Source organism: Roseomonas sp. KE2513 (assembly GCF_016107305.1).
GTDB lineage: Bacteria > Pseudomonadota > Alphaproteobacteria > Acetobacterales > Acetobacteraceae > Roseomonas.
Genome location: NZ_RCVR01000020.1, coordinates 1 through 12,807, shown reverse-complemented (window position 1 = coordinate 12,807; position 12,807 = coordinate 1). Strand labels below are relative to the sequence as shown.

The 12,807-nt window shown below is 69.9% G+C and carries 10 protein-coding genes; 9 read left to right on the top strand and 1 reads right to left on the bottom strand.

Translation table 11 applies throughout. The annotated features are described in order from the left end of the window. Nucleotides 1–32: 32 nt before the first annotated feature. Nucleotides 33–1,361: an exopolysaccharide biosynthesis polyprenyl glycosylphosphotransferase gene (locus D9599_RS18940; RefSeq protein ID WP_232480681.1), complete on the bottom strand. Its 1,329-nt coding sequence runs from the start codon at nt 1,359–1,361 to the stop codon at nt 33–35. A 548-nt stretch (nt 1,362–1,909) separates the two neighbouring features. Here D9599_RS18940 and D9599_RS18935 point away from each other — a divergent pair. From D9599_RS18935 to xrtA, 9 genes are read left to right on the top strand one after another with little or no spacing between them, the layout of a single operon-like run. Continuing rightward, nucleotides 1,910–2,608 (top strand): XrtA/PEP-CTERM system exopolysaccharide export protein, encoded by a 699-nt coding sequence (locus D9599_RS18935; RefSeq protein WP_232480680.1) that lies wholly within the window; start codon nt 1,910–1,912, stop codon nt 2,606–2,608. A gap of 13 nt (nt 2,609–2,621) precedes the next feature. After that, the gene (locus D9599_RS18930) at nt 2,622–4,136 is read left to right on the top strand and encodes an XrtA system polysaccharide chain length determinant (RefSeq protein ID WP_198382850.1); all 1,515 of its coding nucleotides are present in this window, start codon (nt 2,622–2,624) and stop codon (nt 4,134–4,136) included. Beyond that, nucleotides 4,133–5,167: a P-loop NTPase gene (locus D9599_RS32310; protein WP_198382849.1), complete on the top strand. Its 1,035-nt coding sequence runs from the start codon at nt 4,133–4,135 to the stop codon at nt 5,165–5,167. Before D9599_RS18930 ends, D9599_RS32310 begins: the two co-directional genes overlap by 4 nt. Continuing rightward, entirely contained in the window at nt 5,164–7,032 is a 1,869-nt protein-coding gene (locus D9599_RS18920; RefSeq protein ID WP_198382848.1) for a TIGR03016 family PEP-CTERM system-associated outer membrane protein, read from the top strand. The genes D9599_RS32310 and D9599_RS18920 overlap by 4 nt, the downstream gene beginning before the upstream one ends. 52 nt (nt 7,033–7,084) lie before the next feature. Then, nucleotides 7,085–8,005 carry an AAA family ATPase gene (locus tag D9599_RS18915; protein WP_232480679.1) on the top strand — a complete coding sequence of 307 codons (921 nt, stop codon included), beginning with the start codon at nt 7,085–7,087 and terminating at the stop codon, nt 8,003–8,005. Next, entirely contained in the window at nt 8,002–8,877 is an 876-nt protein-coding gene (locus tag D9599_RS18910; RefSeq protein ID WP_309228662.1) for an XrtA system polysaccharide deacetylase, read from the top strand. Before D9599_RS18915 ends, D9599_RS18910 begins: the two co-directional genes overlap by 4 nt. Nucleotides 8,878–8,880: 3 nt before the next feature. Then, nucleotides 8,881–9,930 (top strand): FemAB family XrtA/PEP-CTERM system-associated protein, encoded by a 1,050-nt coding sequence (locus D9599_RS18905; protein ID WP_198382846.1) that lies wholly within the window; start codon nt 8,881–8,883, stop codon nt 9,928–9,930. A gap of 4 nt (nt 9,931–9,934) precedes the next feature. Next, the gene (locus tag D9599_RS18900; RefSeq protein ID WP_198382845.1) at nt 9,935–11,158 is read left to right on the top strand and encodes a TIGR03087 family PEP-CTERM/XrtA system glycosyltransferase; all 1,224 of its coding nucleotides are present in this window, start codon (nt 9,935–9,937) and stop codon (nt 11,156–11,158) included. Continuing rightward, on the top strand, nt 11,155–12,639 hold the full coding sequence (gene xrtA / locus D9599_RS18895; protein WP_198382844.1) for an exosortase A: 1,485 nt from the start codon (nt 11,155–11,157) through the stop codon (nt 12,637–12,639). Before D9599_RS18900 ends, xrtA begins: the two co-directional genes overlap by 4 nt. Nucleotides 12,640–12,807 lie beyond the last annotated feature (168 nt).

Genomic DNA, 12,807 nt, shown 5'->3' with positions numbered 1-12,807 from the left:
TCATGGTCTGGGCGTCGCCCAGGGCCGCCGCATCAGCGCGAGCCCTCCTGAAAGAGGATCACCCGGACGGTGGCGACGAGGATCAGCAGGTCGAGGAAGAGGCTGCGCCGACGAACATAATAGAGATCGTAGGTCAGCTTCTGCCGCGCATCATCCACCGAGGCGCCGTAGGGGAAGTTCACCTGCGCCCAGCCGGTGATTCCCGGCTTCACCACTGCGCGGTCCGCGTAGTGGGGAATGGCGAGGGAGAGCTGCTCGACGAAGGCAGGCCGCTCGGGACGTGGGCCTATGAAGGCCATGTCGCCCTTCAGCACGTTCAGCACCTGAGGGATCTCGTCGATGCGGGTCAGGCGCAGGAAGCGCCCCACGCGCGTCACGCGCGGGTCGCGCCGGGTGGCCCACTGCGGCGCGCCGCCGGCCTCCGCATCCACGCGCATGCTGCGGAGCTTCGTCAGCAGGATGATCTTGCCACCCTGTCCGACGCGCGCCTGCCGGTAGAAGATCGGGCCAGGGCTATCGATGCGGATGGCGAGCGCCGCGAGCGCCGTCAGCGGCAAGGTAAGCAGCAGCAGCGCGAGCGAGACGGTGACGTCGAAGGCGCGGCCCACAAAGGCTTCGGATGGGCGCATACGCGCGCCACGGGCTGTCTCCAGCCAGTCCGGCTCAAGCGCCTCCAGGTCCACGCGCCCGGAGAGGCGCTCGAGGAACTCGACCTCGCCAACCAGGCGGATGCCGGCCTGTGACCAGTTCTCGCGCAGCGTGGCCGGCAAAGTCTCCGGCTCCGGCGCGACAACCCAGCGAATGCCGCGGGAACGCAGCTGAGCCACACTGAGCCCCGGCATCGCGGCAGCCCCTCCAGCCTCGGCCAGCGCCTCGTTGCTGATGCGCAGAGCGACGCGGAAGGGCTCCTCGGCGGCGGTCGGCCCGGCCGGCGGCAGCTTCATCAGAGCGTTGCCCGATCCGTCCAGCACCGCAACGCGCTGGGTGAACAGCCCCGTGCGCGCGACACCAAGGAAGAGAAGGCGGGTGAGAAGCACCACGCCCGTTCCGGCCGCTGAGAGCAGCACCACCGCCACTGCGGGGCTCGTCGCGCGGCCACCGAGGTCGACGCGCAGGAACTCGACCGCTGCCCAGGCGAGGGGCGCGAGAAGGATCGCGGTGAGCAGCGTGCCGGTGAGCAGGCCGCGTGCCCGGCGCCAGCCGTTCGGACTGTGCATGCCGGTCGCCGCCGCCGCTAGGCCGGTGGAAACAGCAAGGATAGCTGCCAGACCGGCAGCCTGGAGGCCGCCCGGTGAGCCTGGCCCGCTCGTCGATGCTGATAGTAGGTAAATAACGGCGAAGCAGACGACGGCCTCGGCCATGTACAGGGCCAAGCCTTCCGATCGAACACTATGGCCGAAAAGACTGGTCATCCTGATCCGCTTCCTGATGAAACCCACGCGACATGGCCTAGCTCCACGCCGAGACGCCGCGACGTTCCGGGAAGGATTTTCCTTCCCTCAACGTGCGGGTGGTCGTCACAAGCGCAGTGCCGTGGATCGCGGCAGCGAGGATTGGGTCCAATGAACACGGAAGGAATTGCATCTGGCGCCGAAGAGCAAGCCTTAACCGCCTCAACAATCTGTGTTTCACTGGATGTCCCGCCGCCGTGATCGACGGATGCGTAACGTCCACGGAGAGCACAACGCAGCTCGATTCACCCCTCCGGCGATTGTGATCGGTTCCAGGGCGCAAGGATACCATTCCGAACCGAGCGGTGTACTCCAAAGCACTCGCGACAGCATTATCCTTAACATGTGATGTTCGGATCAGGACTGTTTTCGTCTAGGGACGCCACTCAAGGGCACCGGGTTACGTTCCCGGTCCGATGCCATGCTGGATCGTTCCAGCTAAACGCTGGGAGTTGAGCTTGAACGAAACGCCGAAGGATGGAGCGCTGAACATGATGCCTGGGTGTCTCCACCCGAATCGGGCTGGCTTTGGCCGCCGCGGGGTGCTCGCCTCTCTCGCCGCCCTTTCGCTCGCGGGCGCCCTGCCGGCCTGCTCGGGCCCCGCCACGGCGCCGGTTCAGGAAGTCGCGCGCGCTGCGCCCGACTACGTGATCGGGCCGGGCGATGTGCTGAGCGTCTTCGTCTACCGGGCGCCGGAGCTGAGCACCTCCGACCTGCCGGTGCGGCCCGACGGCCGATTCTCACTTCCTCTCGTGCCGGATATCCAGGCCGCCGGGCGCACGCCCACGCAGCTGAGCCGCGATATTGAGGGGCGGATGAAGCAGTACATCCGCGAGCCCGTCGTTTCCGTGATGGTGCGCGGGTTCGTCGGCCCCGCTGACAGGCAGATCCGCGTGATCGGCGAGGCGGCGCAGCCGATGGCGATTCCCTTCCGTGAGGGGATGACGGTGCTCGATGCTATGATCGCCGCGCGCGGCCTCACGCGCTTCGCGGCAGGTAACAGCGCGCGCATCATCCGCGAGACCGCCGGCCAGCCTGGCGCCCCGCGGCAGACAATTCCGGTGCGCCTGCGCGACCTGCTCAACGACGGGGACGTCGCGCAGAACGTTCCGCTGCGCCCGGGCGACACGCTGGTCATCCCGACCGGCTGGTTCTGAGCAGGCTGAGGCAATGAATATTACCTCGCAGATCAGGCGGCACGTCGCTGCCGCCTGGCGGCACCGCTGGAAGGCGCTGGCGCTCTCCTGGCTCATCTTCGGCATCGGCTGGATCGGCGTCTCCGCCATCCCCGACCGGTACAGCTCCACCGCTCGCGTCTATGCGGACGCTGACGCGGTGCTGAGCACCCTTCTGCGTGGCATCGCGATCGACAGCACCGCGGGCCGTGAGGTGGAGCTGCTGCAGCGCACACTGCTCAGCCGCCCGAATCTCGAGCAGATCATTGCACGCACCGACCTCGACAAGCGCGTGACGAGCGTCGCCGCCCGCGAGGCGCTGCTGCTCAAGCTCTCGCAGGAGATCCGGCTGAACCCGCAGACGCGGAACCTTTTCACCCTCACCTATGCCGATCCAGATCCGAAGATGGCGAAGGACGTGGTGCAGGCCACGCTGAACCTCTTCATTGAGCTGGCGGCCGGCACGGACCGCCAGGGGATCGAGAACGCGCAAGGCTTCCTCCTCTCGCAGATCGCTGCCTATGAGGTGCGGCTGCGCGAGGCGGAGAGGCGCCGCGCCGAGTTCCAGTCGCGCAACATCGACATCCTGCCTGACCCGAACGGCGGCCTCTCCCGCCTCGAATCGGCCCGCGGCCGGGTGCGGCAGATCCAGGGTGACCTGCAGGACGCACGCACACGGCGCGAGCTGACGCGCCAGCAGCTGGCGAACCAGCCGCCGATGGTCTCCGCCGAGACGCTTGCCGGCGGCAATTCGCGCGTCACTGATCTTGAGCGTGAACTGCGCGAGATGCGGCTTCGGCTGACCGACGCGCACCCGGACGTGAAGGCCGCCCAGGCCGCGCTGGCCGCGGCGCGCGCGAGCGGCAACACTGGTGGCGGCGGTGGCCGTGCCACGATGCGCTCCAACCCCGTTTACGAGCAGCTGCAGATCCGCATGGTCGATGCCGACTCGCAGGTTGCCTCGCTCGAGCGCCAAATGCGCGACGCCACGGCCGACCTCGAGCGGCTGGACGCCAAGGCGCGCGAGCAACCCGAGGTCGAGGCGCAGTTCACCAACCTTGACCGCGACTACAACGTGCTCCGCCGCAACTACGAGGAGCTGCTTGCCCGCCGTGAATCGATCTCCCTCGCGGATGCCGCGCGCACTGGTTCGGACCGCGTGAAGCTCGAAGTGGTGGACCCGCCGACCGCGTCCCTCATCCCGGTCTCGCCCAACCGTCCGCTCCTCCTCGCGGGCGTGCTGGTGGCGGGAATCGGCGCGGGCGTGGTGCTTGCCCTCCTCCTGTCGCAGCTCGACAGCGGCTTTTACACTGTGCACGACCTGCGGCGGCTCGATCTCCCAGTGCTCGGGCGCATATCGGCGCAGAATCCGCGGCTCGCGCCGCGGGCGCTGTCCACGGCGGCCTTCGGCGCGGCCTGCGCGGTTCTCTTCGTGGCCTTCGCCGCGGCCGTGGCGGGCCCCTCGATCATTGCGCACGCGCCGCAGTTCCTGACGCGGGCCTTCGCGTGAGCGAGCCCCGTCCCCAGCCGTCCCGCTCCCACCTCATCGATCGAGCGATCGATGCCATGGGTGGGCTCGATGCCCTGTCCTCGCCGCGGCTTCCGGCCGCGCGCGGGCCGATCGGCGAACCCCCAGCCCCCCAGCCCGCGCCGCTCCCGCCGACGCCCGGGCCGGGCGCACCCGAGACGCCGGCCGCCGGTGTCGCGGCCGGCCGGCCAGTGCCGGCGGGTCCCCTGCCCTCGGCGACCGGCCAAGGCGCCCCGGTCCTCGATCCCCCCGCGGGCCGTACGCCGGACACGATCCAACCGCCGTCCGTGCCGCTCGCGGCACTTCTCTCGGCCGGACTCGTCGCCACACCAGGCAAGGGGCGCAGCCGTGCCTCGGAGGAGGTGAGCGTCGTGCAGCACCAGGTGCTCCGCACCATGCTCGCCGCCCCCTCGGCCGATGCGCGCTCGCGCGTCGTGCTCGTCACCAGCGCCCGCCCAGGCGAGGGGAAGACCTTCCTGGCGCTGAACATCGCCGCTAGCCTCGCGGCCGGCGGGTCTCATCCCGTCGTCCTCGTGGATGCGGATGGAAAAGTGGATTCCCTCAGTCAGCTGCTCGGCCTGACCGAGCGCCCCGGCCTGCGCCTGCTCGCGGCGGAGGGTGGCCGGAACGCCCGCGCCATGGTCGTTCCAACGGCCATGCCCCGGCTCTCGGTCATGCCCTATGGCGTGGCCCAGGCTAAGGGGCCTGCGGTGCCTCCCGGTGCGGCCCTGGCAGCCGCCGTCCGGCAAACTTCGGCGGCGCTCCCCGGCCACATCATCGTCATCGACAGCCCGCCCGCGCTGTCGACCAGCGATGCGGGAACGCTGGCCAGTGTCTCCGGCCAGGTGCTCCTGGTCGTGGAGGCGGAGCGCACGCAGCGCAGCGAGGTCGAGGCCGCACTCGATCTCGTTGAGGCGTGCCCCGTGCTCCAGCTCGTCCTCAACAAGGCCCGCTTCTCGGAGAGCGACACCTTCGGCACCTATTCCAACGCCTACGGCGGTGACGCGAAGTGAAGCGACGCGCACGTCCGTCATCGGCGCCGCCCCTCCGGGCGGTCGCTCTCGCGCTGGCCTGCGCCGTGGCCTCGACCGGCGGGGCGGCCGCCCAGGAGGCGCTCGGGTCTGACCAGGGCGGCGGCCAGGGCAGCGCGGGCGCCTCTTCCCCGGCGGCATCCGACACCGGCACCCGGACCGACGACACCACCGGGCAGCGCCCGGTCGACTCCACGCGCGACGACGCGGCCACGACCTTCGAGCCGTTTGCCCCGCGTGACGCGGCCGACACGCTGTTCGGCGGCTCGCCCGTCGGTCGCCTCGGCGCAGGGCTCCCACCGGGGCGGGCCGGGCTCTTCTCCGGCTCCCCAGCGCAGCCCGGCGGACTTGGTGCGCCGCTCGGTCCTCCTGCAGGCTACGGCCTGCCGGACGGGCGCGCCTATACGGTGCGGCCGAGCGTGGTGGTGCAGGAGCTCTGGACCGACAATCTGTTCCAAGATCCGCGCAACAAGCGCTCCGAGTTCATTACGACGATCACGCCGAATTTCTATGTGGCGGCGGATACGGCCCGGTTGCGCGGCGGCCTTACTTATGCGCCGACCTACGAGTACTACGCTAACAGCTCCGGCCAGAACCGGTTCGACCATCGTTTCGTCGGAGACGCGCTGGCGACGATCGTGCCGGAATCCCTGTACCTCGCGCTGAGTGGTTCGGGCGATACGCGCACGGCCACCGGCGGCTACACGCCGGAGGGCACGACCGTCGTCGGGCGGAACAACCGCGTGCAGACGGTGAACCTCTCGGCCACGCCCTATTACGTGCACCGCTTCGGCGGCTGGGCGACGGCGATCGCGGGCTACAGCTACAGCTACGGCTCCACCTCGGGTAGCGACGCCTTTCTGCCAGGGTCGGGACAGCGCTACTTTACCTCGCAGGACTACACCTCGAGCCAGATTTTCGGCGTGCTGCGGAGCGGCGAGAACCTCGGCCGGGTCGCGCTGGAGGGGCGGATCAGCGGCACGACCTTCAGCGGTAGCGGCGTGCTCAACGGCGCGCATCGCGATCAGGCATCGGTGCAGGCGCTCTACGGAATCACGCGCAACATCGCGGCCTTCGTCGAGGGCGGCTACGAGGACCAGAGCTACGCGGGCACGCCGCGGGTGAGCATTCAGGGGCCGATCTGGTCGGTCGGCACCCGGCTTCGTCCGAACGAGTACAGCGTGATCACCGCCCGCTACGGGCGGCGGGACGGCTACAACTCCGCCTCGCTGGAGGCGAATGTCGCGCTCGGGCCGCGCACGCAGCTCCTCGCCAGCTACAACGACCGGCTGACCACGAGCACGCAGCGCGGCACGGACCTGCTCTCGACGGGTACGCTGGACGAGTCCGGCTATCCCGGTAGTCTGGGCAACAACTTCAGCCCGGTGACCGATACCGGAAGCTTCGGCAGCAACCCCTTCCTTGCGACGCAGGGCGGGCTGCTGCGGGTGAAGCGGGCGGCCCTGTCGATCAGCCGCAGCTTCACGCGCGACACGGTGAGCCTTGCCCTGTTCCGGGAGGAGCAGACGCCGATCGCGACGACAAGCGAGACGGTAGCCTTCTCCCAACGTGGCACCTCGGGAAGCATCTCCTGGGCCCATGAGCTGACACCGGAGATGACGGCCATCGGTTACTTCCAATACGGCACCTACACTTCCCCCACCTTCGGGTCCGGGAACACGGCGACCGCCAGCGCCTCCCTCGTGCGGCGCTTCACGCCCCGGCTGTCCGGCAACCTGCTTTACGCCATCAGCCGCCGCGATAACGGTACCGACCGTTTTGCCGGCATTAACCAGGGCACCAGTATTCAGAATCTCGTCCTCGTCTCGCTGCGGCAGGACTTCTAGGGACGCCACGATGTACAACGAATATTACGGGTTCCGCGAAGCGCCATTTCAAATGACGCCGAACGCCCGGCTCTTCTTTCCGAGTTCCGGGCACAGCCGAGCGGAGCGTCACCTCCTGTTCGGCCTCTCGCAAGGCGAAGGCTTCGTCGTCGTCACCGGCGAGGTCGGCGCGGGAAAGACGACGCTGGTGGAGCGGCTCTGCGCTCGGCTGGACCCGAGCGGCTTCGCGGTCGCGCGCATCGCCACCACGCAGGTGGAGGCGGACGACCTGCTGGCGCTCGCGGCCGATGCCTTCGGCGCGCCAATGGAGGGCAGCAAGGCGACCGTGCTGCGGGCCGTCGGCAGCGCGCTGCAGCACGGGCCGCAGCGTCACGTGCTGATCGTGGACGAAGCGCAGGCCCTGCCCTTCGCGGCGCTGGAGGAGCTGCGGATGCTCTCCAACCTTACGGGGGAGGAAGGGCAGCCGCTGCTGCAGATCATCCTGCTCGGGCAGCCGCAGCTTCGGCGCACGCTGTCCAGCCCGGATCTCGACCAGCTCCGCCAGCGTATTCTCGCCTCCTATCACCTGACGGGGCTGACGGCGGAGGAGACTCACGCCTATGTCGAGCACCGTCTGCGTGCGGTGGGCTGGGATGGCCGCCCGAATTGGGAGCCGGAGGCGCTGGACAGCGTTCATCGGCACAGTGCCGGCATCCCGCGCCGGATCAACCGGCTCTGCTCGCGCGTGCTGCTCGCCGGCGCGCTCGAGGAAACCTGGACCTTCACGCGTGGCCTGGTGGAGGCGACGGCGTTGGAGCTGGAGGACGACCTCGGTGCCGGGCCCCGCGGAAGCTCCAACGGTGGGAACTTCACGGACGGCGATACGAATGAGTTGGCGCGCCGGCTCGGCTCGGTCGAGGGCATGATTGCCCGACACGACCGGGTGCTCGGCCGCCTCGCCGACCTGTTCAACATGACACGGGGGAAGGCGTGAACGCCATCTCTCCGGGGACGCGCCTGCGCAACGCGATGAGCGTTGACGTGGAGGACTGGTTCCAGGTGCAGGCCTTCGCCGGCACCATCCCGCGCGACGCCTGGGACGGGCTTGAGCTGCGGGTGGAGGCGAACACCGATCGCATCCTCGCCGCCTTCGACCGCGCAGGCGCGCGCGCCACCTTCTTCACCCTCGGTTGGGTGGCGGAGCGCCAGCCCGCGCTGGTGCGGCGTATCGCCGCGGCCGGGCACGAGCTCGCCAGCCACGGCTTCGGCCACGAGCTGGTGAGCGAGATCGGCGAGAGCCGTTTCCGCGAGGACATCCGCCGGGCCAAGCACGTGCTGGAGGATGTGGCGGGCGTACCCGTGCGCGGCTACCGCGCGCCGACCTTCTCCATTGGGCCAAACCTCACGCCCTGGGCGCATCGGGTTCTGGCGGAGGAGGGCTACACCTACTCCTCCTCCGTCTTTCCTATTCGGCACGACTTGTACGGCTCCCCGGATTCGCCGCGCGTGCCGCACCGGCCGGACGAAGCGGGCGTGACCGAGGTACCGATGACCACGGTGCGCGCAGGCGGCCGCAACTTTCCCTGCGCCGGCGGCGGCTGGTTCCGGCTGATGCCTTACCCGCTGTTCCGCGCCGGGCTTCGTCGGGTGAACCGGACGGACGGCCAGCCGGGTGTCTTCTACTTCCATCCCTGGGAGGTCGATCCCGGCCAGCCGGAAGTACCGGGCGCACGCCCCCTCTCGCGCTTCCGCCACCGGGTCGGGCTCGGCGCCATGGAGGCGAGGCTGGAGCGGCTGCTGCGTGATTTCTCCTGGGGCCGGATGGACGAGGTCTTCGGCCTCGTGCCCCAAGGCGCGGAGGCCTGAGCCGTGGCTGTTAAGGTTCGGCCGCTGGATACGGCCAGCGAGGGCGCCTGGGACGCCTTCGTACGCGCGCAGCCCCATGCGGGCTTCTTCCACCTCTCGGCTTGGGCACGCGTGATCGAGCGCGCCTTCCGCCACCGCACGCATTTTGCCATGGCCGAGCAGGACGGTGCGATCGTGGGCGTTCTGCCGCTTGCGCGGATGAAGACGCCGCTCTTCGGCGATCTCCTCGCCTCAACCCCCTTTTGCGTCTATGGCGGCCCCGTCGCCGCGACGCCCGAGGCGGCGGCGGCGCTGGAGGCGCACGCTATCGAGTTGCACCGCACGAGCGGTGCGGCCTGCCTCGAGTTCCGCCACCTTCGCCTGCCGGTACCCGACCCGGCGGAGAGTGGCTGGGGCATGCGCCCGCCGCTCTACTGGACCTTCCGCCGGCCGATCACCGGGAACGCCGATGCGGACATGAAGGCCATCCCGCGCAAGCAGCGGGCGATGGTGCGCAAGGGCATCCAGAACGGTCTCACCTCAGTCTCGAACAGCGACATCCCGACGCTGCACCGCGTCTATGCCGAGAGCGTGCGAAATCTCGGCAGCCCGGTCTTCCCGCGCGCCTACTTCCAGGCGCTCGCGGAGGCCTTCCCGGAGGAGCACGACGTCACCACCGTGCTGCACGAAGGGCGCCCGGTCGCCTCCGTGCTCAACTTTCACTTCCGCGACGAGGTGCTGCCCTATTACGGCGGCGGCACCGCGGAGGCGCGCAACGTGGCCGCCAACGATTTCATGTATTGGGAGGTCATGCGCCGCGCGGGGGCGGAGCGCGGTGCACGAATGTTCGACTTCGGCCGCAGCAAGTCCGAGACGGGCGCCTTCTCCTTCAAGAAGAACTGGGGCTTCGAACCGACGCCGCTGCACTACGCCTATCGCCTGCGTCCGGGCGCAGCGTTGCCGGAGAACAATCCGAAGAACCCGAAGTATGCAGCGATGATCAAGGTTTGGAAGCGCCTGCCGCTGCCGGTCGCCAATATTCTGGGCCCGCCGCTCACGCGCGGGCTGGGCTGAGCCCATGTCGCACCGCCTGCTCTTCCTTTGCCACCGGATCCCCTACCCGCCGGAGAAGGGCGAGAAGATCCGCGCCTGGCACATCCTCGACCGCCTGGCCGAGAGCTGGGACGTGGAGTTGGGCTGCCTGGTGGACGACCCAGCCGACCTCGACCACCTGGGCGCCCTCAAGGCGCGCTGCTCGGCGGTGGAGTGGCGGGCGGTTAGCCGGCGCAAGCAGGGGCTGCGGGCGGTCACCTCCGTCCGCCCTGGTCTGCCGTTGACGCTTGGCTGGTTTCACGAGCCAGGGCTGAGCGCCTGGGCGCGCGGCGGCCTCGCGGAGGGGCGCTACGGCGCAGTCTTCGTCTATTCCTCGGCCATGGCGCCCTACGCGATGGGGCCGGCGCCGCGCGGCCCTGCGCCGCGTCGGGTGCTGGACATGGTGGACGTCGATTCGGAAAAGTGGCGCGCCTATGCCGTCGGCGCCGGGCTCCCGATGGGCCCGGTCTGGGCGCGCGAGGCGCGGACTCTGCTCGCCTTTGAGCGTCGTGCCGCGGCGGCCTTCGACCTCACCCTCTTCGTCTCCCCGGCGGAGCGCGACCGCTTCGTGGAACTCGCGCCCGAAGCGGCGGGCCGTGCGGACTGGCTTGAGAACGGCGTCGATCTCGACCGCTTCGATCCCTCGGTCCCGCGCGAGCGCCCCTTTGGGCCGGCACCCGCGCTCGTCTTCACCGGCACGATGGATTACCGCCCGAACGTGGAGGCCGTGACCTGGTTCGCGCAGGAGGTCATGCCGATTCTCCGCCGACGTGACCCGGCGCCGGAGTTTCACATTGTCGGCGCCAATCCAGCACCGGGCGTGACGGCTCTTGCCTCCCTGCCCGGCGTTCACGTCACCGGGCGCGTGCCGGACGTGCGGCCCTACCTCGCCCATGCGGACGTCGCGGTCGCACCGCTGCGGATCGCGCGCGGCATCCAGAACAAGGTGTTGGAGGCCATGTCCATGGCGCGTCCCGTCGTCGCCTCCCCCCAGGCGCATGAGGGCGTCAGGGCGCGGGAAGGCAAGGACCTGCTGGTGGCCGACGGTGCCGAGGACACCGCGCGCCGCGTGGCGGAGGTGCTGGACGGCGCCCATCCCGGCCTCGGCGCCGCGGCGCGGGCGGCGGTGCTCGGCACTTATCCCTGGTCGGTGACGCTGCGCCGGCTGGACGCGATGATGGGGAGCGGCCTCCGGGCCGCGGCCGAATGAGCGCGGCGACTGAGGGCCTCGCCGCGGCCGTGCGGCCCCGCTCGGGCTGGACCGGCGCGCTCGTGGTGCTCGCCCTGGCGCTCGCGCTCTTCGGCTTCCTCTTCCGCGAGGAGATCGTGGCGGCCGTCCACACCTGGGAGACCTCCACGGCCTACAATCACTGCTGGCTGGTGCTACCGGTCGTCGCCTGGCTCGCATGGGTGCGGCGGGATCGGCTGGCGGTGCTCGGCCCAGTCCCCTCCCCCGCCCTTGCCCTGCTCATCCTGCCGCCGGCGATCCTCTGGCTGCTGTCAGAGCGTATGGGGATCATGGAGGGGCGCCAGCTCGCGGCCATCGGCATCCTCTGGGCCATGGCGCTCGCAATCCTCGGCTGGCGGGTCTGCCGGGCCATGGCGGCACCGCTGCTCTACCTCGTCTTCCTCGTGCCCTTCGGTGCCTTCGCGGTGCCGCTGCTGCAGACCGTGACCGCGCACCTGGTGGAGCTAGGCCTGCGCGTCCTCGGCATCCCGCACTACGTCGACAGCTTCATCATCGAGACGCCGGCCGGGACCTTCCTCGTGGCCGAGGCCTGCGCGGGGCTGCGCTTCCTCGTGGCCGCCATCGCCTTCGGCGCGCTCTACGCGGTCACGCTGTTCCGCAGCCCGGGCCGCCGGCTGGCGGTGCTCGCGGCCGCCGTCATCGTGCCCATCCTGGCCAATGGCGCGCGCGCGCTCGGCATCGTTGTGCTGGCGCAGCATCTCGGCTCCGCCGAGGCCGCGGCGGCGGACCACGTCGTCTATGGCTGGGGCTTCTTCTCGGTCGTGCTTGTCCTGCTCATCCTGGCCGGTCTGCCCTTCCGCCAGGATTCGGCGCCGGCTGGGATCTCCGTCCCAACCACGCCGCGCGCGGCGCCCGGCGGGGCGCGCTTTGTGCTGGCGGGGGTGCTCGTCGCACTCCTGTCCTCCGCGGCGCCGGGCGTGGCGGCGGTGTTGGACGAGGCCGGTGGGGAACCGATGACCGCGACCCCGCGCCTCGCCGCCGTGCCGGGCTGCACCGCGCGCGAGGATGGGGCGCTGGACTGCGGCGGGCTGACCGCGACCGCTCGCCTGCTGGTCTTTCCCGCCCGTACCACTTGGGCCGGCGTCGCCGCCACGCGCCGCCGCCTGCTGGGCGACGAGGACGAGGCCTATATCTTCCGCATCCCCGCGGGCGACGTGACCTGGGACGCGCGACAGGCGCCGGAAACTCTGGATACCAACGCCGCAGCCGCCTGGCTCGACGGGCACCTCGCGGGGGATGGGCTGCGGTCGCGCGCCATGCAGGCGCTGAACAGCCTGCGCGGGAATGGCGGGATGCCCGTTGTACTCGCGATCACCCTGCGCGCCGAGGGCGAGCGCGCACCGGGCGCTGCGGAGCGCCGGACACTCCTCACGAGCCTCGTGGAGGCGCAGGGCGAGCTGGTCGCCAGGGCGGACGCGTTCTCCCGCCGCGTGGGGAACTGACGCGTTTTGTCGGAGACCTTTACAAAAGCGGTTCTATACGGACTTCGGAACCAATACTGCCTTGTTATTGCCAATGAATCAGGCTTGGCACGGTCGTTGCCATTATGTGTCTCAGGCAGGCCTCAACGGTCTTCCGGACACGCGACCACCGCCAAGGAACCCATCTTT